This window comes from Sphingomonas rosea (assembly GCF_039538065.1).
GTDB lineage: Bacteria > Pseudomonadota > Alphaproteobacteria > Sphingomonadales > Sphingomonadaceae > Sphingomicrobium > Sphingomicrobium rosea.
Genome location: NZ_BAABBR010000001.1, coordinates 2,612,693 through 2,634,661 on the forward strand (window position 1 = coordinate 2,612,693; position 21,969 = coordinate 2,634,661).

Consider the following 21,969-nt stretch of genomic DNA (forward strand, 5'->3'; position numbering starts at 1 on the left):
GCGGCGACATTCCTGGGGAAAGACATGATCGAGACGTTCCTGCTGTTCGTGGCCGTGCTGGTCCTGCTCTTCGTCATGATGAGCATCAAGATCGTCAACCAGGGCTATCGCTACACGATCGAGCATTTCGGCCGCTTCATCCGCGTTGCCGACCCCGGCTTCAACTTCGTCCCCGCCTTCTTTTACCGCGTGGGGCGCAAGATCAACATGATGGAGCAGGTCCTCGACATCCCGGGGCAGGAGATCATCACCAAGGACAATGCCATGGTGGCGGTCGACGGGGTGGTCTTCTTCCAGGTGCTCGATCCCGCCAAGGCGGCCTATGAGGTCAGCGACCTCTACATGGCGATCCTGGCGCTTTCGACGACCAACCTGCGCACCGTCATGGGCTCGATGGACCTCGACGAGACCTTGTCCAAGCGCGACGAGATCAACGTCCGCCTTCTGCAGGTGGTCGATCATGCGACCGAAAGCTGGGGCGTGAAGATCACCCGGGTCGAACTTAAGGACATCCGCCCGCCGGCCGACATCGTCAACGCCATGACCCGCCAGATGAAGGCCGAGCGCGAGAAGCGCGCCGCCATCCTCGAATCGGAGGGCATGCGCCAGTCGGAGATCCTGCGCGCCGAGGGCGAGAAGCAGGCCAAGATCCTCCAGTCCGAAGGCATGAAGGAAGCCGCCTTCCGCGAGGCCGAGGCCCGCGAGCGGTCCGCCCAGGCCGAAGCATCGGCCACCAAGTCGGTCAGCGACGCCATCGCGGGCGGCAATACGCAGGCGATCAACTATTTCATCGCCCAGAAATATGTCGAGGCACTGGGCAAGTTCGCCGACAGCCCCAACGCCAAGACCATCCTCTTCCCGGTCGAGGCGACGCAGCTGATCGGCAGCCTCGGCGGGATCGGCGAACTCGCCAAGGCCGCGTTCTCGGACGCGCCGGACAAGACTGCCGCGCCGTCGAAGCCGCGGGTCGTCCCGGGCATTCCGCAGGCCTGAGCGGATGGACGGGATCGCGCAGGGCTGGTGGTGGCTGATCGGCGGCGTCCTGCTGCTGATCGCCGAGGTGCTCGCGCCGGGCTTCTTCCTGCTGTTCATCGGGGTCGCGGCGATCATCACCGGCGTGTTCGTGCTGCTGTTCGACTTCGGTTTGGCACCCGCGCTCGCGCTGTTCGCCATCTACACCGCGGTGGCGGTCTATTTCGGGCGCAAGGCCTATGCCAACCGGCCGGTGCCGAGCTCGGCCCGGCATCTCAACGACCGCTCGGGCGCACTCATCGGCAGAACCGCGGTCGCGGTCAGCGCGATCGACGAGCATGGTGGCCGGGTCCGGCTCGGCGACAGCGAATGGAGCGCGCGTGGCGGGCCGGCTGGGCCGGGCGAGCGGGTCGAGATCATGGCCGTCGAAGGCAATTGCCTGATGGTAAGGGCCGCGCCTAAGCTCGAGGGATGACCGCCCTCACCCGCCGCCAGGCACTGGCCGCCGCCGCCTCGACCCCGCTCGCCGCCTGCGCGACCCTTCCCGGCACCGCCGCCTCGGCGAAGCGCCCGCTCGCCAAGGCCGAGGCCGACGCGCTGATCGACCGGATCACCGACCGCTTCCTGCGCTTCAATCCCGAGGCGGCGAGTTCGAACAATGTCGACAAGGGCCGCTGGGCGGCGCTCAAGGGACAGCTGGGCGATCGCAGCCCGCTTGGCCAGTCGCGCTATGCGGCGGGCCTGCGCGAGGACCTCGCGGCGCTCGACACCGCCGACTTCGCCGCGCTCGACCATTCGACCCGGACCACGCTCGAGGTCATCCGCTCGACCTACCGCACCGCGCTCGAAGGCTTTGCCCTCCCCTATGGCGACGTCGCGGTCGGGGGCTGGCGCAACACGCCTTATGTCGTGATCCAGAATACCGGCGCCTATCTCGACGTGCCGCGCTTCCTCGACACGGACCATCTGGTCGAGACCCGCGAGGACGCCGAGGCCTATGTCTCGCGGCTGAGCCAATATCCGGCGGTCCTCGACGGCGAGTTCGAGCGGATGCGCGCGGCCGCGGGCAAGGGGCTGATCCCGCCCGGCTTCCTGATCGACAAGGCGATCACCCAGCTCACCCGATCGGCCGAGGACGCGGCCAAGGGCGGCGGGCTGGTCGAGAGCCTCGTCCGCCGCACCCGCGAAAAGGGCATCGCCGGCGACTGGGACGCCCGCACCCGGGCGATCGCCACCGGCCAGGTCGCGCCCGCGCTCCAGCGGCAGATTGCCGAACTGCGCCGCCAGCGACCGCTCGCCACCGACCAAGCCGGCATGTGGGCACGGCCCGGCGGCGAGCGTTATTACGAGTGGGCGCTCCGGGCCTCGACCACCACGCGCATGACGCCCGAGGAGATCCACCAGCTCGGCCTCACCACGCTCGACGCGCTGCACGCGCGGATGGATCCGCTGCTGCGCCAGCTCGGCCTCACGCAAGGGTCGGTCGGCCAGCGGATGCGCGCGCTCGCCGCCGACCCGCGCTACGCCTTCAGCGAGGGCGACAAGGGCCGGGCCGAGATCATGGCCTTCATCCAGGAGCGGCTGGGGATCATCCGGGCCCAGCTCCCCCGCGCCTTCCGGACGCTGGTGAAGGGCAATCTCGAGGTGAAGCGCCTTCCGCCCGAGGAAGAACCCGGCGCGCCCGGCGCTTATGGCGGTCCCGGCTCGCCCGACGGCAAGATCCCGGGCAAGTTCTGGATCAACCTGCGGACGACCGACCTCCACAGCCGCGTCAGCCTGCCCGATCTCGCCCACCACGAAGCGATTCCCGGCCACGTCTGGCAGGGCGAATATACCTTCCAGCTGCCGCTGATCCGGACCCTGCTCGCGTTCAATGCCTATTCCGAAGGCTGGGCGCTCTATGCCGAGCAGCTGGCGGACGAACTGGGCGTGTTCGACGATTTTCCCGCCGGGCGCCTCGGCTATCTCCAGTCGATCGCCTTTCGTGCCTGCCGGCTGGTGGTCGATACCGGCCTCCATGCCAAGCGCTGGACCCGCGAACAGGGGGTCAATTTCTTCGTCGAGCGCAATGGGTCGAACCCGCTCGAGGTGGCGAGCGAGGTCGATCGCTATTGCTCCTGGCCGGGACAGGCCTGTGGTTACGAGATCGGGCACCAGACGATCGTCCGCGAACGCAGCCGGGCGCAGGCGGCGCTGGGCGCGCGCTACGACCTGCGCGACTTCGACGATGCCGTGGTGCTCGGCGGCAACGTGCCGATGGACGTCCTCGCCTTGAACGTCGGCGAATATATCCGTGCGAAGGGCGGCGCGGGCTAGAGCATTTCAAGCGCGACCGGCCGCGCGGGGACCGGGAAGGCGGCGTCCAGCGCGGCAAGTTCGTCGGGAGTGATGACGAGATCGGCGGCGGCGCGGTTCTCCCGCACATGCTCGGGCGTTCCCGCCTTGGGGATGGCGATCACATCCTCGCCGCGCATGGCCCAGGCGAGCGCCACCTGCGCCGGGGTCGCCCCGAGGCGGCTGGCGATGGCCGCCAGACGGGCGTGGCCGAGCAGCCGCCCCTGTTCGACCGGGCTGTAGGCCATGACCGGGATGCGGTGCGCGGCAAGCCACGGCATCAGTGCCTGCTCCGGCCCGCGCCGCGTCAGGTTGTAGAGGATCTGGTCGGTCGCGCAGCCTTCGCCACCCGCTTCGAGCAACTCTTCCATGTCGTCGGTGTCGAGGTTGCTGACGCCCCAGTGGCGGATCTTGCCCGCTTCCTGGAGCCGCTCCATCGCCTCGACCGTATCGGCGAGCGGCACGCTCCCGCGCCAGTGCAGCAGGTAGAGGTCGATGCGGTCGGTTCCGAGCCGCGCGAGGCTCGCTTCGCAGGCGCGGGGCAGCGCGGTTCGCGAGGCATGGTGCGGATAGGCCTTGCTGACGAGAAAGAGTTCGTCGCGGCGGTGGCCGAGCGCTTCGCCGATCAGTTCTTCGGCGGCGCCCTCGCCATACATTTCGGCGGTGTCGACGAGGGTCATGCCAAGTTCGACCCCGGCCTGCAGCGCCGCCATCTCGTCGGCGCGGCGCTCGGGCCGCTCGCCCATCATCCAAGTCCCCTGGCCGAGCATCGGCACCTGTTCGCCGCCGGGCAGTGTCACCGTCTTCACGTCGCTTTTCCTCGCTTTGATGCCCGCTCAACGCGCATTGCCGACCGCGGTCGCAAGGCTTTTGATGGCCGAGAATTAATGGTTCGATTGCATGGACTTGCCGGTTCGCTCCTGCCATCTCGTTCCGGCGACGCTTGAGAATGCTCGCGGGAGGAGCCACGCTTAAGAGAGATGCTCGACGAGGCGACCCCCGCGACCCCGCAGACGATGATCGACCTGTTTCGCGTCCACGACTGGGCCGCGACCCCGCTCGGCGCGCGCGAGACCTGGCCGGCGGTGCTTACGATCAGCGTCCAGACAATGCTCGCCTCGCTCCATCCGATGTGCCTGATCTGGGGCCCCGAGCGCATCCTGCTCTACAACGACGGCTATGCACCGGTGCTGTTCGACCGCCATCCCGCGGCGCTCGGACGACCCACCGCCGAGGTCTGGCCGGAACTGTGGCCCGACATCGCGCCGCTGATCGACGGCACCTTCGCCGGGCAGAGCGTCGCCTTCAAAGACCAGCCGATGACCATGACCCGCCGCGGCTTTGCCGAGCAGACGTGGTGGGACTTTGCTTATTCGCCCGTGCGCGACGAGACGGGGCAGATCGTCGGGCTGCTCAACGTCACCTCTGACAGCACGCCGCGCGTCATGGCAGCGCAGGAGCGCGACCAAGCGACGCGCAAGCTCGCCGCCAACGAAGCCAAGTGGCACGGGCTGTTCGAGACGCTGCAGGAAGGCTTCGTCCTCGGCGAGGTCATTCGTGATCCGGCGGGCACCGTCACCGACTTTCGCTACGAGGAGGTCAACAGCGCCTGGTACGACCTCGTCGAGATGGAACGCGGGTCGATGGTCGGCCGGACGATGCGCGAACTCTTCCCCGACGCTGCAAGCGGCTGGATCGAAGAAATCGCCCAAGTCGTCGACACGGGCGAGGCGATCCGGTTCACGCGCCACTCCGACCGTCTGAAGCGCTGGTTCGAGGGCATCTGCCAGCCCGCCGGCGGCGATTGCTTCACCATGCTGTTCGTCGATGTGACTGCGCGGATCCGGGCGGATGCGCGGCGCGAGGCGCTGGCCGAGCTCGGCCGTACCTTGTTCGCCGCGCGCGACAGCGACGAAGCCGAGCAGGCCTCGACCGCGCTCATCGCCCGTGCGCTCGGCGTGGCGCGGGTTGGTTATGCGACCCTCGGCGAGGATGGCACGACCTACACCATCGCCAGCGACTGGGCGGCCGAGGGATTGCCGAGCCTTGTCGGCCCGCACGTCCTCGACGATTACGGCCGGCAAGCCGAGGAGCTTCGGCAAGGCCAGATGGTCGTCATTGCCGACGTCGAGAATGATCCCCGCACTGCCGGTGCGCGCGGCCGTTTCGCGGAAATCTCGGTGCGCAGTCTCGTCAACCAGCCGATCGTCGAGGACGGGCGGACGGTGGCGGTGCTGTTCATCGGTGATCGCGAACCCCGCGAATGGCAGACCGAGGAACTGAGTTTCGTCGCCGACGCCGCCTCGCGGATCCGCGCCGGCCTGGCCCGGCGCCGGGCCGAGCAGGACGCGCGCGAAGCGGCCGCCTTCATGGGCAGCGTGCTCGCCGCCTCGACCGACTGCATCAAGGTGCTCGAACTCGACGGCAGCCTGTCCTTCATGAGCGATGGCGGGATGCAGGTCATGGAAGTCAGCGACTTCAATGCCGTCAGGGGCTGTGCCTGGCCCGACTTCCTCGACGGCGACGGGCCCGATCATGCCCGGGCCGCGCTCGAGGCCGCGAAGCGCGGCGAGACTACCCATTTCGAGGCGCCGGCCGACACCTTCGCGGGTAATCCAAGGCACTGGTCAGTCTCGGTCTCGCCGATCGAGGACGCGCAGGGCAATGTCGCGCGGATCCTGTCGGTCTCGCGCGATCACACCGAATTGCAGCAGGCGCGGGTCCGCCAGCAATTGCTCAACGCCGAGCTCGCGCACCGGATCAAGAATACCATGAGCCTGGTGCAGGCGATCGCGCAGCAGACTTTGGGCAAGTCCGAGGATCAGGCGGCGGTCGCGGCCTTCGGGCGGCGGTTGAGCGCGCTTGCCGCAGCGCACGACGTGCTTACCGGGCAGAGCTGGTCGGAAGCGAAGTTCGGCGATGTCGCCCGCGCCGCGCTGGCGAGCTTCGGCGAGGACCGGTTCATCCTGTCCGGACCAGACGTGACGATCGGCCCGCGCGCGACCCTTGCGGCCTCGCTCCTGTTCCACGAGCTCGCGACCAATGCGGTCAAATATGGCGCGCTGAGCGCGGTCGGCGGGAAGGTCGAGGTGCGCTGGTCGGTGTCGGGCGCCGAGGGCGGCGAGACCTTCGACCTCGTGTGGGCCGAGCGCGGCGGTCCGCCGGCGGTCGAGCCGCAGCGCAAGGGCTTCGGCTCGCGCGTGATCGGACTCGGGCTGGCGGGGTCCGGCGGGGTGGAGCGTCAGTTCGAGGCGACCGGGCTGACGGTCAGGGCCAGCGCGCCGCTGCGCGACATGCAGACCGAATAAGCGCGGCAAGCGCGCAGGCGTGAGGCGGCGCGACCGAAGCCGCGCCGCATCAGCAAAGGATCAGGCGACCTCGGCGGTCACCTTGGGGGCGCACTGGCGGACGCCCTCTTCGACATGCTCGGCAAACTGCTCGAAATTGTCGCAGAAGAGGTCGACGAGCTTGGCCGCGGTGCGGTCGAACTCGTCCTTGTCGGCCCAGGTCGAGCGCGGATCGAGGATCGCGCTGTCGACGCCCGGCACGGCGACCGGCACTTCGAAGCCGAACAGCGGGTCCTTGCGGAATTCGGCGTTGTTCAGCGAGCCGTCGAGCGCGGCGTTGAGGAGCGCGCGAGTCGCCTTGATCGGCATGCGCTTGCCGGTGCCGTACTTGCCGCCGGTCCAGCCGGTGTTGACCAGCCAGCAGGTCACCCCGCCCTTGGCGATCCGCTCCTTGAGGAGATTGCCGTAGACGCTCGGATGACGCGGCATGAACGGCGCGCCGAAGCAGGTCGAGAAGGTCGCTTCGGGCTCGGTCACGCCGATCTCGGTGCCGGCGACCTTGGCGGTGTAACCCGAGAGGAAGTGGAACATCGCCTGATCGGGCGTCAGTCGCGCGATCGGGGGCAGCACGCCGAATGCGTCGGCGGTCAGCATGACGATGGTCTTGGGCACGGGCCCGAGGTTGTCGTCGCTCGAGTTCGGGATGAAGTCGATCGGATAGGCGCCGCGGCTGTTCTCCGCGAGGCTGTTGTCGTCGAGGTCGAGCTCGCGGGTCTCGGGGTCCATGACCACATTCTCGAGCACCGTGCCGAAGCGGCGGGTGGTCGCGTAGATCTCGGGTTCGGCTTCTTCCGACAGGCGGATCATCTTGGCGTAGCAGCCGCCTTCGAAGTTGAAGACCGCGGTGTCCGACCAGCCGTGCTCGTCGTCGCCGATGAGCGTGCGGTTGGGATCGGCCGAGAGCGTGGTCTTGCCGGTGCCCGAAAGGCCGAAGAAGACCGCCGTGTCGCCGTCGGGGCCAATGTTGGCCGAGCAGTGCATCGGCATGATGCCGTCCTGCGGCAGAAGATAGTTGAGCAGCCCGAAAACGCTCTTCTTCATCTCGCCGCCATATTGCGTGCCGCCGATGAGGATCAGCTTCTTGGTGAGGTTGATCGCGATCACCGTCTCCGAACGGCAACCGTGTCGCTCCGGATCGGCCTTGAAGCTCGGCAGGTCGATGATCGTGTAGTCGGGAACGAAGTCCGCGAGCTGCTCGCCCTCGGGGCGGACCAGCATCGTGCGGATGAAGAGGTTGTGCCACGCAAGCTCGTTGATCACGCGCACGTTCACGCGATGCTCGGGCTGCGACCCGCCGAACAGGTCGGCGACGAACAGTTCGTCCTTCTGGCCGAGCGCGGCAAGGAAGTCCTCGTGGAGGCGGTCGAAGGCGGCCGGGTCCATCGGCTTGTTCGACTTGCCCCACCAGATCGACTGCTCGGTGGTGTCGTCGCGGACGATGAAGCGGTCCTGCGCGCTGCGGCCGGTGTGCGCACCGGTGGTGACGACCAGCGGGCCGTCCTTCGCGATCATCGCCTCGTTGCGGCGGACCGCCGCCTCGTAGAGGGGGGCGGTCACGAGGTTCCAATGGAGCCGGGCGGCAGTGGAAATGCCCTGCGCCTCGAGACCGTGTGCGGGAACCCTGGTCGAAGTCATTAGAACCCTTTCGCTCATGCTTAGAGGGCAGCGCCCCTTACCTCGGGACACCGCCGCATACGTATGCGTAGTCAAAGCGCCTATGCGCGGAAAAGGTTGCCCGGGTCAAACGAGGCCCCCGCTTGAAGACCGTCCCGCTTTGGCGCTACGCCCTCCCCGCCATGACGAGCCCGGTGATCGCGCTGGTCGACGACGACCGCAATATCCTCACGTCCGTGTCGATCGCTCTCCAGGCCGAGGGCTTCGTCACCCGCCTCTATCCCGACGGCTCGAGCGCGTTGAAGGCGCTGGCCGACAATCCCGCCGATCTTGGCGTGTTCGACATCAAGATGCCCGGCATGGACGGGCTGTCCTTGCTTCAGGCGCTCCGCTCGGCGGGCGGCGCGGCGGCGGCGATGCCGGTCATCTTCCTCACCTCCAAGGACGAGGAGCAGGACGAGGCGCACGGCCTTGCCGCCGGTGCCGACGACTACATCGCCAAGCCGTTCAGCCAGCGCCTGCTGATCGCCCGCATCCGCGCGATCCTCCGCCGCGCCGACATGAACCGCTCGGCGGCCTCCAGCAGCGAACAACCCGCCGAGGCAGTCATCGAGCGCGGCCGGCTGGTCATGGACCCCGCCCGCCACCAGGTCGGCTGGGACTCCAAGCCGGTCACGCTCACCGTGACCGAATTCCTGATCCTCGAGGCACTGGCGCAGCGGCCGGGGGTGGTGAAGAGCCGCAACCAGCTGCTCGACATCGCCTATCAGGAGGACGTGTTCGTCGACGACCGCACGATCGACAGCCACATCAAGCGCATCCGGCGCAAGTTCCGCAGCGCCGACCCGACCTTCGACGCGATCGAGACGCTCTACGGGGTCGGCTACCGGTTCAACGATGGCTGATCCCTATCGGCAGGCCCTGTTCGGGCGGCAGCTGAGCTGGCGGCTGTCCCGCCGGATCATGGCGGTCAACATCCTCGTGCTGGTGGTGATCGCGCTTGCGCTGCTGTTTCTCGACAGCTTCCGCAACCAGCTGCGCGACGAGCGCGAGACGCAGACCCGCAACGTCGCGGTGATCGCCGCCGCGACCCTGCCGACGATCAGCGCCGACGAGAATGCCGCCTATTTCACCAAGGTGGGCCAGGAGACCGGGACCCGCATCCGAGTCTACCGCGCCGACGGGGCGAAGATCGTCGACAGCTGGTCGATGACCGGGCCGACCTATCGCCTTCGCGATCCGAGTGAGGGCGGGATCGCCAAACGCATGGCCCGCGCGCTCGACCGCGGGTTCAACACCATCGTCGGCCAGCCCAATCTCGACGATTTCACCGAGCCCGCCGCCGACCGCCTGCAGGCTTGGCCCGAAGCCCGCGAGGCGCTGCGCACCGGCCAGCCCGCCGGGGCGATCCGCAACGCGCCCGACCTCACTCCGGTGCTGTCCTCGGCCGCGCCGGTGGTCGGCAACCAGCAGGTGCTGCTGGTCACCGCCAACGACCGCAACTTCACCCGGCGGGTGCGCGACGAGCGCGGCAAGCTCGCCACCGGTCTTCTGGTCGCCGCGCTGCTGTCGCTGCTCCTGTCCTTCTTCCTCGCGCGGACCATCGCCCGTCCGCTCCACCGGCTCGCGCTCGCCGCCTACCGCGTCCGGCTCGGCCGCTCGCGCGAGGTCAACGTGCCGCGCTTCAACAAGCGGCGCGACGAGATCGGCCTTCTCGCCCGCGCGGTGAGCGACATGAGCCAGGCGCTGCGGATCCGGATCGACAATATCGAGGCCTTCGCGGCCGACGTGACGCACGAACTCAAGAACCCCCTCGCCTCGCTCCGAAGCGCGGTCGACGGGCTCGACCGGATCGAGGACCCTGCGCTGCGCAAGCAGTTGCTCGACGTGGTGCGGCAGGACGTGCTGCGCCTCGACCGGCTGATCGGCGACATCGGCGAAGCGGCCCGGACCGATGCCGAGCTTGCCCGTGCGGCCTTCGAGGAAGTCGATGTCGGCAAGCTCGTCGGCCACCTGTGCGAGGGCTGGGAACAGCGCCGCATGACCGGTGACGTGCGAATCGCCTTCGCCCGTCCCCGCGCCGCCTCCGCGATCGTCATGGGCGAGCCGAGCCGGCTGGCGCGCGCGATCGACAACCTCGTCGACAATGCAATCAGCTTTTCGCCCGCCGGCTCCCTCGTCGAGGTGGCGGTAGCCCGGGTCGGCGACGAAGTCCGGATCCGGATCGACGACGAAGGCCCCGGCGTGCCGGCGAGCGTGCGTGAAGCCATCTTTAACCGCTTCGTCTCAGTAAGGCCCGAGGGCGACGGTTTCGGCCGTCACTCGGGGCTCGGCCTTGCGATCGCGCGTGCGATCGTGAAGGGCCATGACGGGGAGATTGACGTGGCCGACCGCGACGACGCGCCTTCAGGCGCCCGCTTCACCATCCGCCTGCCGGCCGCGCCGGCGGAAGGGGGCGAACAATGAGCATCCGCCTCTCGAGCGAGACGCTCCACGCCAGCACGGTGGCGATCGACGGCCGCGCGGTGCTCATCTCGGGCATTTCGGGGGCGGGCAAGAGCGACCTTGCGCTGCGCCTGATCGACCGCGGCTTCACGCTGGTCGCCGATGACCAGACGATCGTCCAGAAGCGCGGCGACCGCCTGTTCGTCAGCGCCCCCGCAAGCATCCGCGGCAAGCTCGAGATCCGCGGGATCGGGATCGTCCCCATGCCCGTGACCGAGGACGTGCCGCTGGCGCTCGCGGTCGACCTGACGAGCGATCTCCAGCGCCTTCCCGACGATTCGCGCGAGCGGATGATCTGCGGCCTCAAGGTCCCGCTGATCAGCGTCGACGCGCTGACCGCCTCGGCGCCCTCCAAGGTCGCGCTCGCGCTCGATCGCTTCGGCCTCAAGTGAGCGTCGCGCGGCGCCCCTTACCGCGGGTGCCGCGCCTGCTTCTCGTCACCGGCATGTCGGGCGCGGGCAAGTCGACCGTGCTCGACGCGCTCGAGGACATGGGCTGGGACACGGTCGACAACCTCCCGACCAGCCTGCTCCACGATTTCGTCCATGGCGCCGACCGGCCGCGCAGCAACGCGCATGTCGCGGTCGGCATGGATGCGCGAAGCCGCGGCTTCGATCCGGCCGCCCTCCCGGCCCTGCTCCGCTCAATCCCCGGGGTCCGGCCCGAAATCCTCTATCTCGACGCCACCGGGGCCGAACTCATCCGCCGCTATGGCGAGACCAGGCGGCGCCATCCGCTCAGCCCCGACCGGCCGGCCGAGGACGGGATCGGGCGCGAGCGTGACCTCACCGCCGCGCTGCGCCTCGCCGCCGACGCGGTGCTCGACACGACCGACCTCAAGCCGGCGGACCTGCGCGATCACCTCCGCCAGCGCTACGGCGACGAGGGCGACGACCTCGTCGTCACCATCACCAGCTTCGGCTTCGCTCGCGGGATCAGCCGGACAAGCGACCTCGTCTTCGACCTGCGATTCCTTCCCAATCCCCACTGGATCGAGGAGCTTCGCCCGCTGACCGGGGCCGATGCGCCCGTCTCCGAATATGTCGCGGCGCAGGACGGCTGGGACGACTTCATGGACCGGACCGAGGAGATGCTCGCGATGCTGCTCCCGCGCTATTGGGAAGCAGGCAAGACCTATGTCGGGATCGGTTTCGGCTGTACCGGAGGGCGACACCGGTCGGTCGCCGCGGCGATCGCCATGGCGGAACGGTTGCGGAACCGTGGCTTTTCGCCGAATATCCGTCACCGAGACCTAGGCCTCCGCCCCAATGATTCTCTCGAGCAGGGTCAGGAGCGCAATCAAGGACCAAGAGACCAGTAGAATGATCGGATTAGTGCTGGTGACCCACGGCCGGCTTGCGGCCGAGTTCATCGTCGCCATGGAGCATGTGGTTGGACCGCAGGAAGCCATTGCCGGCATCTGCATCGGCCCTGACGACGACATGGAAGTGCGCCGCAAGGACATTGCGGAGGCGATTGCGCGCGTCGACGGCGGCGAGGGCGTGATCATTCTCACCGACCTGTTCGGCGGGACCCCCTCGAACCTCGCGATCAGCCTGATGAAGTCGGGCGACATCGAGGTGATCGCGGGGGTCAACCTGCCGATGCTGATCCGGCTCGAGGGCGCGCGCAAGGCGATGAACGTTCGCGCCGCGGTCGCCGCCGCGCGCGAGGCGGGACGCAAATACATCTCGGTCGCCTCCGAGATCCTCGGCGAGGCCGCGGCTTGAGCGCGGTCAGCCGGTCCGTCCGGATCGAGAACAAGCGCGGGCTCCACGCCCGGGCGAGCGCCAAGTTCGTCACCATGGCAAGCGGCCTCGCCTGCCCGGTCGAGGTCGCCAAGGACGGCAACAAGGTCTGCGGCACCTCGATCATGGGGCTGATGATGCTCGGCGCCGCGCGCGGCGACACGATCGAGATCAGCGCCGCGGGCGACGGCGCGGACGAAGCCGTGGCGAAGCTCAGCCAGCTGGTCGAGGACAAGTTCGGGGAGGAATAGCCCTCTCCCGCCGCTTGCTGCTAGGGGGCGCCCATGCCCCGCCACATCACCTCCTTTTCGAACGACACGGTCAAGTTCCTCCGCTCGCTGCGTGACAAGAAGGCGCGGCGGCAGGCCGGGCTGTTCCTGGCCGAGGGCCTGCGGATCATGGCCGAAGCGCGCGATGCCGGGATCCTGCCCGCGGTCGTCGCCTGCGCGGAGGGCGAGCTTCACCCGCTCGCCGCCGAGATCGTCGAACAGGCCGAGGCCGCGGGCGCGGAGGCGATCAGCGTTCCCGACGAGATCCTCGCCAAAATGAGCGGCAAGGACAACCCGCCGCTCCTGCTCGGCGCCTATCGCCAGCCGCGGCTCGGGCTCGCCGACCTCGACCGATCGGCGTCCGACCTGTGGATCGTGGCGGAGAAGCTGCGCGATCCCGGCAACATCGGCACCATCCTGCGCACCGGCGACGCGGTCGGCGCGGGCGGGCTGATCCTCGTCGACGATAGCGCCGACCCGTTCAGCGTCGAGGCAGTGCGGGCGAGCATGGGCGCGATCTTCACCCAGAAGATCGTGCATGTGCCGTGGACCGAATTCCTCGCCTGGCTGCGCGCGGGGCCGGGACAGCTGGTCGGAACCAGCCTCCAGACCGACCACGACTATCTCGCGCCGACCTACGACAAGCCCTGCTTCCTGATGGTCGGGAACGAGCAGGCGGGCCTGCCCGAGGATTACGAGGCCGAGTGCGACCTCCTCGTGAAGATCCCGATGCATGGCCGCGCCGACAGCCTCAACGCCGCGGTCGCGACCGCGATCATGGCCTTCCAGATCCGCGCGAGCTGGCGCTAGATTTTCCGCGTTCAGGTGAAGGGCGCTAGTCTGCGCCCATGAAACGATTCGCTCTCCTCGCCGTCGCCGCCGTCTCCCTCTCCGCCTGCGAGACGATGATGCCCCCTGCCGCCCCGCCTCCGATGGGCGGTGAAATGGCCGCGACCTATCGCGCGAGCGGGACCGAGCCCTTCTGGGGGCTGACGCTCGACGGGCGGCAGATGGTGTTCACAGATGTCGACGGCCAGCGCGTCGCGGAAGCCCAGCCGCGCGCGATCCACGGTTTTGCGGGCGACATCTATCAGGGTCGCCGGATCAACCTCAACATCATCCACGGCCAGCGCTGCAGCGACGGGATGAGCGACCGGACCTATCCCGACAAGGTGCAGGTGTCGGTCGACGGCCGACGCTACGAGGGCTGCGGCGGAGGCGTGGAAATGGGTGCGGTCGGATCGGTCGAAGGCGACTGGAACGTGCTCGCGGTCGGCAAGCAGCTCGTCTCGGGCGACACTTACAAGCTGTCGCTCGCCGGCGGTCGGCTGAGCGGGCAATTCGGCTGCAACCGGATGAGCGGCCCCTACCGGATCGAGCGCCAGACGCTCGTCGCGGGCCCGGTGGTTGCGACCCGGATGGCCTGCGCCGACATGCGCGCCGAGACGGAAGCCGGCCGGATCCTGATGCAGCCGATGCGCATGGCCTGGACGGAGCGTGGCGACCTCATCCTGTCGAACGAGGCCGGCGAAATCCGCCTGTCGCGATAAGCTTATTGGGCGGCGGCGACGTCCTCGTTCGCCGCCGGCGCGGCGAGCTTGGTCAGCGGACGCGGCGCGGTCTCGATCATCGGCGGTGAGGCGACCTCCTTGCTGCTACCCGCACCGAGCGTCTCGAAGCGCTTGGCCTGCGTGAAGACCTGCGTTTCGAGGCTTCCGACCATCTTGTTGTAGGCGTCGTTGGCGGTCGCGAGGTTGCGGCCCATGCGGACCACATGCTCGGCCATGGTCGCGATGCGCGAGTGAAGTTCCTTTCCGAGCGCGGCGATCACCTCGGCCTGCTCGGTGATCTTCTCCTGACGCCAGACACTGGCGACGGTGCGCGCGATCGCGACGAGGTTGGTCGGGGTGGCGAGCAGCACGCGCCGCTCGAACGCCCAGTCCCACAATTGCGGGTCCTGCTCGAGCGCGGCGGTGAGGAAATGCTCGCCCGGAATATACATGATGACATAGTCGGCCGCCTCGCCGAACTGCGCCCAATAGTCCTTCGAGCCCAGGGCCTGCGCATGGTTGCGCATCGAGGCGACGTGGAGCTTGAAGCAGGCCTGCTTGCGCTCCTCGTCGACCTCGTCGCAGGCGTCGAGGAAGGCGTTCAGCGAGCATTTCGCGTCGATCACCAGCTTGCGGTTGCTGGGGAGGTTGACCACGACGTCGGGGCGGAGGCGCCCGTCGGCGGTCTCGAGGCTGACTTCCATCTCGAAGTCGATGCCTTCGGTGAGGCCGGCCTGGACCAGCACGTTGCGCAGGCTCTGCTCGCCCCACCGGCCGCGCGCCTTGGGGCTTGATCGCAGCGCGTTGACGAGATTGCGGGTCTCGTCGCGGACCTGCCCATTGTCCTTGCGCAATTCGCCGAGCACGCCGCGCAATTCGCCATAGCTGTCCTTGCGCTCGGCCTCGACGCGCTGGAGGCCCTCCTCGTAGCGCTTGAGCGTGTCGGAGACCGGCTGAAGCAGGGTCTGGAGCTTGGCCTGGCTTTCGAGGTCGGCCTTGCTCAGCCGCTCGTCGGCCTTGGCGAGGAAGTCGGTCTGCGCTTTCTCGAGCAGCTTGTCGCCGACCTCGCGGAACTGGACCACCAGCTCGTCGCGCGACTTGCGCAGGTCGGAGAGGCGCTCCTCGAAGCTCTTCACTTCGGTCTCGAGCCCGGCCTTGAGGCGCAGCGCCTCGTCGCGCTCGGCGGTGCGCTGCTCGAGCAGGCGCTCCACCTCGGCGAGACGCTGGAGTCGCTCGGCGGCACTGGCGATGTCGCCGCGAAGATTCCCCGCATCGTCCTGAAGGGCGCGGTGCCGCTCCTCGAGCTCGGCATAGCGCTGGGAGACGACTCGGGAGGCGGCCAGTTCGCCCGCCAGCGAATCGCGCTCCTCGGTCACCGACTTGAGCGATTCCTCGGTCTGGACGGCGCGGCGAAGCTGTTCGGCCGCCACCGCCTGGTCACGGCCGAGCGTTGCCACCTGTTCGCGCAATTGCGCGGCTTCGGCGGCGTGGGCGGCGCCGGGCCGGCTGCCGAGGAACCAGCCGAGCAGCACGCCCGCCACGGCGATGATCCCGACCAGCACTGCCACCATCCACGCGTCCACAACCGCCCCCGACCTTAAACAGAACAGAGCAAGAACTAGCCTGTTCGGGCGTCCGACACAACGACTTGGCCGCCCGCTCCTTCCCCGCTAGGGCGCGCGGCCATGAGCATGTTGCAGGATCGCCTCGCCCTCGTCACCGGAGCCAGCCGCGGGATCGGCGCCGCCATCGCCGAAGCGCTGGCCAGGGAAGGTGCGCACGTCATCCTCGTCGCGCGCTCGGCCGCGGGGCTGGAGCAGGTCGAGGAACGGATCCACGCGGCGGGCGGATCGGCCACCATCGCCCCACTCGACCTCGGCAAGGCGGAGGACATCGGCAAGCTGGCGACCGCGATTTCGGGGCGCTGGCAGAAGCTCGACCTGCTCGTGCTCAACGCCGCGATGCTCGGCACGCTGACCCCGGTCGAGCATATCGACGTCAAGGAATACACCCGCCTGATCAACCTGAACCTGCTCGCCAACCAGGCGCTGGTCGCGGCCTTCGACCCGATGCTCAAGGCGGCGGACAAGGCCGAGCTGGTTGCGTTGACCAGCAGCGTCGGCGCCTCGCCGCGCGCCTTCTGGGGCGCCTATGGGTCGAGCAAGGCGGCGCTCGAGACCCTGCTCGCCGCTTATGCCGACGAGACGGCCTATACGGGCAAGCTGCGGGTCACGATCCTCGACCCCGGCGCGACCCGCACGCGGATGCGCGCGCTCGCCTTCCCGGGCGAAGACGAAGCGACGGTGAAGCCGCCCGAGGTGGTCGCGGAGCGGCTGGTCCACCTTCTCGGCGAAGAGCGCGAGAGCGGCGCGAAGGTCCGCGTCGACTAACGCCGCGCGGCAGCGGCGATCTGGTCGAAGAAGGCCGCGCGCTGTGACCCGAGCTTGTCGCTGAGCGCGCTCGGCCAGGCGCTCAGCGCGACGATCACCAGCCGGTCCTTGGGGCGAACCCAGATCGACTGGCCGAAGATGCCGCTCGCGCGATAGCCATTGGGTTCGATCCACCAGAAATAGCCGTAGCCGCTGCCCGGCCGCTCGAAGCGCTGGTGGATGGCGGTTGCGTCGCGGACCCAGCCGGGCGCGAGCAGGCCGTGACCGTCCTCGAGCATCAGCTGGCCGAGTCGGCCATAATCCTTGAGGCGCATCGCAATGCAGCAGCCGGCGATGGGCGCGCCATGCGCGTCGACCTGCCAGGCGGCGTCGGCCTCCATGCCGAAGCGCTGCCAGATGCGGCGGCTGGCGTAGCGGTTGATCGGCTCGCCCACCGCGCGGGCGAGGACCGTCCCGGCGAGGTTGGTCTCGCCCGTGTTGTAGTGGAAGGTCGAACCCGGCGCGGCGGCGCGCGGCAGGCGCTTCATGTAATCGGCGATCACGTCCTCGCCCAGCGGGGTGCGGAGCGAGAACATGCGGGCGACGTCGCTCTTGGGGTCGGTGTAGTCTTCATTCCATTTCGCGCCCGAGGACATGGTGAGGAGCTGCTGAACCGTCACGCCGTCATAGGCGCTGCCCTTGAGCTCGGGGACGAAGCGGGTGACGGGATCAGTGAGCGCGAGCTTGCCGTCGGCGATCGCCGCTCCGAAAAGGGTCGAGGTAAGCGACTTTGCCACCGAGAAGCTGGTCCAGCGGCCGGTCGGGCCGAAGCCCCGCGCATAGCGTTCGAGCCGGACCTTGCCGTCCTGCAGGACGAGGAGCCCGGCGGCGTTGGTGGTGGCCATGAAGCGGGTGACGTCGGCGGCGGGCAGCGGAAGCGGCTTGCCCTTGGGAAGGAGGCGGACCTTGCTTCCGGCCTCGACCGTGGCGGTCGGGAAAACCTGCTCCATCGCGCGGAAATTGCGGTCGCGCTGGGCCTGGTTCCAGAACAACACCTCGGCGCCGGCGGCGCGCAGGCGCTCGGCGGTGGCGGGATCGACCGGGGTCTGGGCGGGAGCGGGCGCGGCGACGAGGAGCGCGGCGGCGGCGAGAAGCGTGAAGGGCATTCCCTACCCTAGCCGCCTGGCCTCCCGACCGTCGAGGGTGTGATCAGGCGGCGGTCGAGCGCTCCTTGAACGCCTGCAGCGCCCGCTCGCGCGCCTCCTTATGGCCGATCAGCGGCTGCGCATAGCCCTTGGGCGCGACGCCGCGGCCCCAGGGATCGTGGATGTCGGCGTCGGACAGATGCGCGAGCTCCGGCACCCACTGGCGGATGTAGTCGGCGGCATCGAATTTCTCGCTCTGCGCCAGCGGGGCCATGATCCGGTAGAAGGGCTGGCTGTCGAATCCGGTGCCCGCGATCCACTGCCAGTTCTGGCTGTTGTTGGCGTAATCGGCATCGACCAGGCAGTCCCAGAACCATTGCGCCCCGCGCCACCAGTCGATCAGCAGGTGCTTGACAAGGAAGCTCGAGGTCACGAGCCGCGCGCGGTTGTGCATCCAGCCGCTCTGCCACAGCTGGCGCATCCCCGCGTCGACCAGCGGATAGCCGGTCTGCCCCTTCGTCCAGGCGATGAAGTCGGCGTCGGCGGCCTTGCCGTGGCGGGTCTTCAGCCCAAGCGGTCGCTGCGACTTGGAACCGATATCGGGATCGGCGAGCGTCATCGAGCGGCTGAAGTCGCGCCAGGCGAGCTCGCGGTGGAATTTGTCGCCGCCCTTGCGGCCGAGCGCGTGCCACACCTGGCGCGGGGTGACTTCGCCGTGGTGGAGATGCGGCGACAGGCGGCTGGTGGCGTCGATCGCGGGAAGGTCGCGCTTGGCGCCATAGTCGCCCGCGTGGACGACGAAGCGGTCGAGTTGCTTGTGCGCCCCCTTCGTCCCGGGCTGCCAGTCGGAAAAGCCCCCCGACCAGTCGGGCTTGCTCGGGAGCAGGTCCCAGTCGGCCAGCCTGTCGCTCTTCGGCAGCTTGGCGGGCTTCTCGAGCTTCGGTGCGGGAAGCGGCGCGGCGGGCGGGAAATGCGGGTGAAGCGCGCGGTAAAAGGGGCCGTAAATCTTGAACGGCTTGCCGCTGCCCGAGCGGATGTCGTCGGGTTCGTGAAGGACGTCGCCCTCGTGGAGAATGGCGAAATCACCCTTTTCGCATTCCGCTTCGCGCCACCATGGCTCGTAGTGGCGGTTCGCATGGATGCCGCCGGCGCCCATCTCCTTGGCGACCTCGGGGACGACGCGCGAGGCGCGGCCACGGCGAAGGATCAGGACCGAGCCCAGGGCTTCCAGCTCGGCGGATAGCGCGGCGAGGCTGTGGTGGAGCCACCAGCGCGAGGCGCCGCCGAGCTTCCACTCGCCAGGGGTTTCGTCATCGAGGACGTAGAGGCCGACGACGGGCCCACAGGCTGCGGCGGCGGTGAGCGCGGGGTGGTCAGCGGTGCGGAGGTCTTGGCGGAACCAGACGAGTTGCGGGGAAGCCATGCCCGCTTGAACGCGGGACGGGGCCCGAGGTCACTATGCCCTTCAGGGGGTATCGAGCGGGACCATGAAGCTCGTCGGCGCGCGCGAGCGAATGGCGGCGGGGACGCGGTCGTCCTCGAACGCGCGATAGTAACGCTGGTCGGTGAGGAAGAGTCCGTTCGGGCGGCGCACGACGATCGGCATGCGCGACCAGTAGAGGAACGAGCGGACGCCTCGCCGCGCCGCTTTCGCCCCGAGGAAGACGGAATTGTCGAGGCCGAGCGGGGCGCGCGCGGGATCGAGCGCGAGGCCCGAGGGACCGAAGCGTCCCCCGCCCCATTCGGTTGCGCTGCGCCACGCCATGGTCCGCTCCCAGAACGCGATCGGGGGCGGGCTGGCGACGACGAGGGTCGGCGTGATGCCCTGCGCGATCAAGGCGTCGCGGGTCAGGCGTTCGGCACGCATGCTCCAGACGAGGTTGCCGGCGATATAGCCGAGCATCAGCAGCCCCGCGACGATCGCCGGCCGACCGGGATGGGCCTGCCCCTTCCGCCAGCGGCGCGACGACCAGGTGACGCCCGCGACCAGCAGCACCCAGTAGACGAGGTCGATGATGAAGATCGCATTGCCCGAATACCAGCCGCGGTCGAACGGCAGGTAGAGGTTCACCGCATAGGTCGTCAGCCAGTCGAGGAACGGGTGGCTGAAGGTCGCGAGCAGCACCGCGAGGAATAGGGGCCAGGCGCGGAACGGCTCGGCCCCGGGCCTGCGCCAGAACCGGTCGAGCAGCCACAGTAGCCCGACGGTCGCGCCGGACATGAGCGGAATGAACAGCAAGGCATGCGTCGGCCCGCGGTGGAAGGCGATGTTGTCGACCGGCAGGAACAAAGGCGCGAACACGTCAATGTCGGGCGCATTGGCGCCGAGGATGCAGCCAAGGAGGCCGAACCGGCTCGATTTCTTGAGGCCCATCTGGCCGAGCAGCGCGCCGGCCAGGCTGTGGGTGATATTGTCCATCTAGGCGCGGGCGAACCAGATGACGTGGCGCGGGCCCTTGCCGTTCTGCCGGGCGCGGACCGCGATTTCCTCGACCTTGAAGCGCGCCGCCTGGAGCGTCCTGGCGAAGCGCGGGTCGGGCCCGGCCGACCAGATGGCGAGAAGGCCGCCGGTGTTGAGCGCTTGTCTCGCCGCGGCAAGGCCCCCTGCTCCGTAGAGTCCGTCATTGGCGGCGCGGACGAGGGCGTCGGGGCCGTTGTCGACGTCGAGGAGGATCGCGTCCCAGCCGCCGCGCGAGATCTGGTGCGCGACATCGCCGATCGCGATCGTCACGCGCTTGTCCTCGAGGCAGGTCCCGGTAAGCGCGGCCATCGGTCCCTTGGCCCAGTCGATGATCTCGGGCACCAGTTCGGCGATGGTGATCTCGGCATCCTTCGGGAGCACCGCCAGCGCCGCGCGCAAGGTAAAGCCCATGCCGTAGCCGCCGATCAGCCAGCGCTGGGCCTTGCGGCCCTGCAACCGCTCGGCGGTGAGGGTCGCGAGCGCTTCCTCCGAGCCGCTCATCCGCGTGCTCATCAGCTCCTCGCGCTCGACGAGGATCATGTGGTCGACGCCGCGCGAATAGAGCCGCATCTCGGGTCCGCCGGGAATGCGCGCGGTGGCGAGGAGAGTGCGGGGGATCATGGCGGGTCCCCGCCTATTCCGCCCGCGGCTCCTTCTCGACCATCCAGCTCTGCCCCTTGGCGACGAGCGACTGGAGGTCGGGCTTCTTGCCCTTGGCCGCGGCCTCGTTCTGCTCGTGGACGGCGGCCTCGAAGGTCGAGGCGGGGTCGTCGTAGAGGACGCCCAAAGCGACCGGGAACCCGACCATCGGCATCTCGACCAGCATGTGGGCGACGCTGCGATTGCGGACGTTGTGGACGATGACGGCAGGATCGTCGCCGTCGACGACCTTGAGGGTGAGGGTGTCGATGTCGAGCGCGATGCCCTTGGTGCCATTGGCAAAGAGCATCTTCTCGCCGTGCTTGAGCCAGAGCTGCATCTCGGCGGCGACATCGCGCGCGGTGAAGGGCGCAAAGACGTCGTCGTTGTATACGACGCAATTCTGGAAGATCTCGACGAACGCGGTGCCCTTGTGCGCGTGCGCCGCCTTGAGGACATCGGGGAGGCTCTTGTGGACGTCGATCCCGCGCGCGACGAAGCGGGCGCCGGCACCGAGCGCGAAGGCGCAGGGCCGTGCCGGCCGGTCGACCGAGCCGAACGGGGTCGAGGGCGAGCGGGTGCCGATCCGGCTGGTCGGCGAATACTGCCCCTTGGTCAGGCCGTAGATTTCGTTGTTGAAGAGCAGCAGCTGGCAGTCGAGGTTGCGGCGCAGCAGGTGCATCGTGTGGTTGCCGCCGATGCTCAAGGCGTCGCCGTCACCGGTGATGATCCACACGTCAAGGTCGGGATTGGCGAGCTTGACCCCCGTTGCCACCGCCGGCGCGCGGCCGTGGATGGTGTGGAAGCCGTAGGTCTCCATGTAATAGGGAAAGCGGCTCGAGCAGCCGATGCCGCTCACGAACACGGTCTTCTCCCGCGCGACCCCGAGGTCGGGCATGGTCCGCTGGACGGCCTTGAGCACCGCATAGTCGCCGCAGCCCGGGCACCAGCGCACTTCCTGGTCGCTCGCCCAGTCCTTGGCGGTGGTCTTCTCGATGGTGGTGAGGTCGTTCATG

The 21,969-nt window shown here is 68.6% G+C and carries 21 protein-coding genes; 13 read left to right on the forward strand and 8 right to left on the reverse strand.

The genetic code is table 11. The features are described from left to right. Nucleotides 1-24 precede the first annotated feature (24 nt). The 3 genes from ABD693_RS12900 to ABD693_RS12910 are packed head-to-tail and all read left to right on the forward strand — an operon-like array spanning nt 25 to nt 3,288. A complete protein-coding gene (locus tag ABD693_RS12900) occupies nt 25-993 on the forward strand; it encodes an SPFH domain-containing protein (RefSeq protein ID WP_344697480.1) in 969 nt (322 codons plus the stop codon). Between the two features lie 4 nt (nt 994-997). Continuing rightward, nucleotides 998-1,447 carry an NfeD family protein gene (locus ABD693_RS12905; protein WP_344697481.1) on the forward strand — a complete coding sequence of 150 codons (450 nt, stop codon included), beginning with the start codon at nt 998-1,000 and terminating at the stop codon, nt 1,445-1,447. Continuing rightward, a complete protein-coding gene (locus ABD693_RS12910) occupies nt 1,444-3,288 on the forward strand; it encodes a DUF885 domain-containing protein (protein ID WP_344697482.1) in 1,845 nt (614 codons plus the stop codon). The genes ABD693_RS12905 and ABD693_RS12910 overlap by 4 nt, the downstream gene beginning before the upstream one ends. Here the strand turns inward: ABD693_RS12910 and ABD693_RS12915 are convergent. Beyond that, a complete protein-coding gene (locus ABD693_RS12915) occupies nt 3,285-4,115 on the reverse strand; it encodes an aldo/keto reductase (RefSeq protein ID WP_344697483.1) in 831 nt (276 codons plus the stop codon). The two genes, ABD693_RS12910 and ABD693_RS12915, sit on opposite strands and share 4 nt — an antisense overlap. 171 nt (nt 4,116-4,286) lie before the next feature. Between ABD693_RS12915 and ABD693_RS12920 the strand changes: the two genes are divergently transcribed. Next, nucleotides 4,287-6,614, forward strand: coding sequence for a PAS domain-containing sensor histidine kinase (locus tag ABD693_RS12920; RefSeq protein WP_344697484.1), 2,328 nt, complete (start codon nt 4,287-4,289; stop codon nt 6,612-6,614). Between the two features lie 60 nt (nt 6,615-6,674). Here the strand turns inward: ABD693_RS12920 and ABD693_RS12925 are convergent, their stop codons facing one another. Further along, nucleotides 6,675-8,288 (reverse strand): phosphoenolpyruvate carboxykinase, encoded by a 1,614-nt coding sequence (locus ABD693_RS12925; protein WP_344697485.1) that lies wholly within the window; start codon nt 8,286-8,288, stop codon nt 6,675-6,677. 161 nt (nt 8,289-8,449) lie between these two features. On the opposite strand from ABD693_RS12925, the gene ABD693_RS12930 reads away from it, so the two are divergent. Genes ABD693_RS12930 through ABD693_RS12965 form a run of 8 tightly spaced genes read left to right on the forward strand, consistent with a single transcriptional unit; the run spans nt 8,450 to nt 14,339 of the window. Next, entirely contained in the window at nt 8,450-9,172 is a 723-nt protein-coding gene (locus tag ABD693_RS12930; protein WP_344697633.1) for a response regulator transcription factor, read from the forward strand. After that, entirely contained in the window at nt 9,165-10,733 is a 1,569-nt protein-coding gene (locus ABD693_RS12935; RefSeq protein ID WP_344697486.1) for a sensor histidine kinase, read from the forward strand. The genes ABD693_RS12930 and ABD693_RS12935 overlap by 8 nt, the downstream gene beginning before the upstream one ends. Then, nucleotides 10,730-11,164 carry an HPr kinase/phosphorylase gene (locus tag ABD693_RS12940; protein ID WP_344697487.1) on the forward strand — a complete coding sequence of 145 codons (435 nt, stop codon included), beginning with the start codon at nt 10,730-10,732 and terminating at the stop codon, nt 11,162-11,164. Before ABD693_RS12935 ends, ABD693_RS12940 begins: the two co-directional genes overlap by 4 nt. A 26-nt stretch (nt 11,165-11,190) precedes the next feature. Beyond that, nucleotides 11,191-12,093: an RNase adapter RapZ gene (rapZ, locus tag ABD693_RS12945; RefSeq protein WP_344697488.1), complete on the forward strand. Its 903-nt coding sequence runs from the start codon at nt 11,191-11,193 to the stop codon at nt 12,091-12,093. Nucleotide 12,094: 1 nt separating this feature from the next. Beyond that, nucleotides 12,095-12,502, forward strand: a complete 408-nt coding sequence (locus ABD693_RS12950) for a PTS sugar transporter subunit IIA (protein WP_344697490.1) — start codon at nt 12,095-12,097, stop codon at nt 12,500-12,502. Next, complete coding sequence (locus ABD693_RS12955; protein ID WP_344697491.1) at nt 12,499-12,771, forward strand: HPr family phosphocarrier protein; 273 nt, start codon at nt 12,499-12,501, stop codon at nt 12,769-12,771. The genes ABD693_RS12950 and ABD693_RS12955 overlap by 4 nt, the downstream gene beginning before the upstream one ends. A 33-nt stretch (nt 12,772-12,804) precedes the next feature. Further along, on the forward strand, nt 12,805-13,599 hold the full coding sequence (locus ABD693_RS12960; protein ID WP_344697493.1) for a TrmH family RNA methyltransferase: 795 nt from the start codon (nt 12,805-12,807) through the stop codon (nt 13,597-13,599). Nucleotides 13,600-13,637: 38 nt separating this feature from the next. Further along, the gene (locus tag ABD693_RS12965) at nt 13,638-14,339 is read left to right on the forward strand and encodes an META domain-containing protein (protein WP_344697494.1); all 702 of its coding nucleotides are present in this window, start codon (nt 13,638-13,640) and stop codon (nt 14,337-14,339) included. A 2-nt stretch (nt 14,340-14,341) separates the two neighbouring features. Here the strand turns inward: ABD693_RS12965 and ABD693_RS12970 are convergent, their stop codons facing one another. Next, nucleotides 14,342-15,922: a DNA recombination protein RmuC gene (locus tag ABD693_RS12970; RefSeq protein ID WP_344697496.1), complete on the reverse strand. Its 1,581-nt coding sequence runs from the start codon at nt 15,920-15,922 to the stop codon at nt 14,342-14,344. Nucleotides 15,923-16,024: 102 nt separating this feature from the next. Here ABD693_RS12970 and ABD693_RS12975 point away from each other — a divergent pair, with 102 nt between their 5' ends. Then, on the forward strand, nt 16,025-16,729 hold the full coding sequence (locus ABD693_RS12975) for an SDR family NAD(P)-dependent oxidoreductase (RefSeq protein ID WP_344697497.1): 705 nt from the start codon (nt 16,025-16,027) through the stop codon (nt 16,727-16,729). Here the strand turns inward: ABD693_RS12975 and ABD693_RS12980 are convergent. Genes ABD693_RS12980 through ABD693_RS13000 form a run of 5 tightly spaced genes read right to left on the reverse strand, consistent with a single transcriptional unit; the run spans nt 16,726 to nt 21,968 of the window. Further along, nucleotides 16,726-17,874 (reverse strand): serine hydrolase domain-containing protein, encoded by a 1,149-nt coding sequence (locus ABD693_RS12980; protein WP_344697498.1) that lies wholly within the window; start codon nt 17,872-17,874, stop codon nt 16,726-16,728. The genes ABD693_RS12975 and ABD693_RS12980 overlap by 4 nt on opposite strands. Before the next feature lie 43 nt (nt 17,875-17,917). After that, nucleotides 17,918-19,276: a cryptochrome/photolyase family protein gene (locus ABD693_RS12985; RefSeq protein ID WP_344697499.1), complete on the reverse strand. Its 1,359-nt coding sequence runs from the start codon at nt 19,274-19,276 to the stop codon at nt 17,918-17,920. 42 nt (nt 19,277-19,318) lie between these two features. Beyond that, the gene (locus ABD693_RS12990; RefSeq protein WP_344697500.1) at nt 19,319-20,272 is read right to left on the reverse strand and encodes a metal-dependent hydrolase; all 954 of its coding nucleotides are present in this window, start codon (nt 20,270-20,272) and stop codon (nt 19,319-19,321) included. Next, complete coding sequence (locus ABD693_RS12995; RefSeq protein ID WP_344697501.1) at nt 20,273-20,935, reverse strand: polyamine aminopropyltransferase; 663 nt, start codon at nt 20,933-20,935, stop codon at nt 20,273-20,275. It lies immediately after the preceding gene. A gap of 13 nt (nt 20,936-20,948) precedes the next feature. Further along, nucleotides 20,949-21,968, reverse strand: a complete 1,020-nt coding sequence (locus ABD693_RS13000; RefSeq protein WP_344697502.1) for a 2-oxoacid:ferredoxin oxidoreductase subunit beta — start codon at nt 21,966-21,968, stop codon at nt 20,949-20,951. Nucleotide 21,969: the final 1 nt, after the last annotated feature.

Excerpts from the sequence above, each read along its gene's own strand:
- ABD693_RS12900 (WP_344697480.1), top strand. The coding sequence starts at position 25 with ATGATCGAGACGTTCCTGCTGTTCGTGGCCGTGCTGGTCCTGCTCTTC.
- ABD693_RS12905 (WP_344697481.1), top strand. The coding sequence starts at position 998 with ATGGACGGGATCGCGCAGGGCTGGTGGTGGCTGATCGGCGGCGTCCTG.
- ABD693_RS12910 (WP_344697482.1), top strand. The coding sequence starts at position 1,444 with ATGACCGCCCTCACCCGCCGCCAGGCACTGGCCGCCGCCGCCTCGACC.
- ABD693_RS12920 (WP_344697484.1), top strand. The coding sequence starts at position 4,287 with ATGCTCGACGAGGCGACCCCCGCGACCCCGCAGACGATGATCGACCTG.
- ABD693_RS12925 (WP_344697485.1), bottom strand. The coding sequence starts at position 8,288 with ATGACTTCGACCAGGGTTCCCGCACACGGTCTCGAGGCGCAGGGCATT.
- ABD693_RS12930 (WP_344697633.1), top strand. The coding sequence starts at position 8,450 with ATGACGAGCCCGGTGATCGCGCTGGTCGACGACGACCGCAATATCCTC.
- ABD693_RS12935 (WP_344697486.1), top strand. The coding sequence starts at position 9,165 with ATGGCTGATCCCTATCGGCAGGCCCTGTTCGGGCGGCAGCTGAGCTGG.
- ABD693_RS12940 (WP_344697487.1), top strand. The coding sequence starts at position 10,730 with ATGAGCATCCGCCTCTCGAGCGAGACGCTCCACGCCAGCACGGTGGCG.
- ABD693_RS12950 (WP_344697490.1), top strand. The coding sequence starts at position 12,095 with ATGATCGGATTAGTGCTGGTGACCCACGGCCGGCTTGCGGCCGAGTTC.
- ABD693_RS12960 (WP_344697493.1), top strand. The coding sequence starts at position 12,805 with ATGCCCCGCCACATCACCTCCTTTTCGAACGACACGGTCAAGTTCCTC.
- ABD693_RS12965 (WP_344697494.1), top strand. The coding sequence starts at position 13,638 with ATGAAACGATTCGCTCTCCTCGCCGTCGCCGCCGTCTCCCTCTCCGCC.
- ABD693_RS12975 (WP_344697497.1), top strand. The coding sequence starts at position 16,025 with ATGAGCATGTTGCAGGATCGCCTCGCCCTCGTCACCGGAGCCAGCCGC.
- ABD693_RS12980 (WP_344697498.1), bottom strand. The coding sequence starts at position 17,874 with ATGCCCTTCACGCTTCTCGCCGCCGCCGCGCTCCTCGTCGCCGCGCCC.
- ABD693_RS12985 (WP_344697499.1), bottom strand. The coding sequence starts at position 19,276 with ATGGCTTCCCCGCAACTCGTCTGGTTCCGCCAAGACCTCCGCACCGCT.
- ABD693_RS12990 (WP_344697500.1), bottom strand. The coding sequence starts at position 20,272 with ATGGACAATATCACCCACAGCCTGGCCGGCGCGCTGCTCGGCCAGATG.
- ABD693_RS12995 (WP_344697501.1), bottom strand. The coding sequence starts at position 20,935 with ATGATCCCCCGCACTCTCCTCGCCACCGCGCGCATTCCCGGCGGACCC.
- ABD693_RS13000 (WP_344697502.1), bottom strand. The coding sequence starts at position 21,968 with ATGAACGACCTCACCACCATCGAGAAGACCACCGCCAAGGACTGGGCG.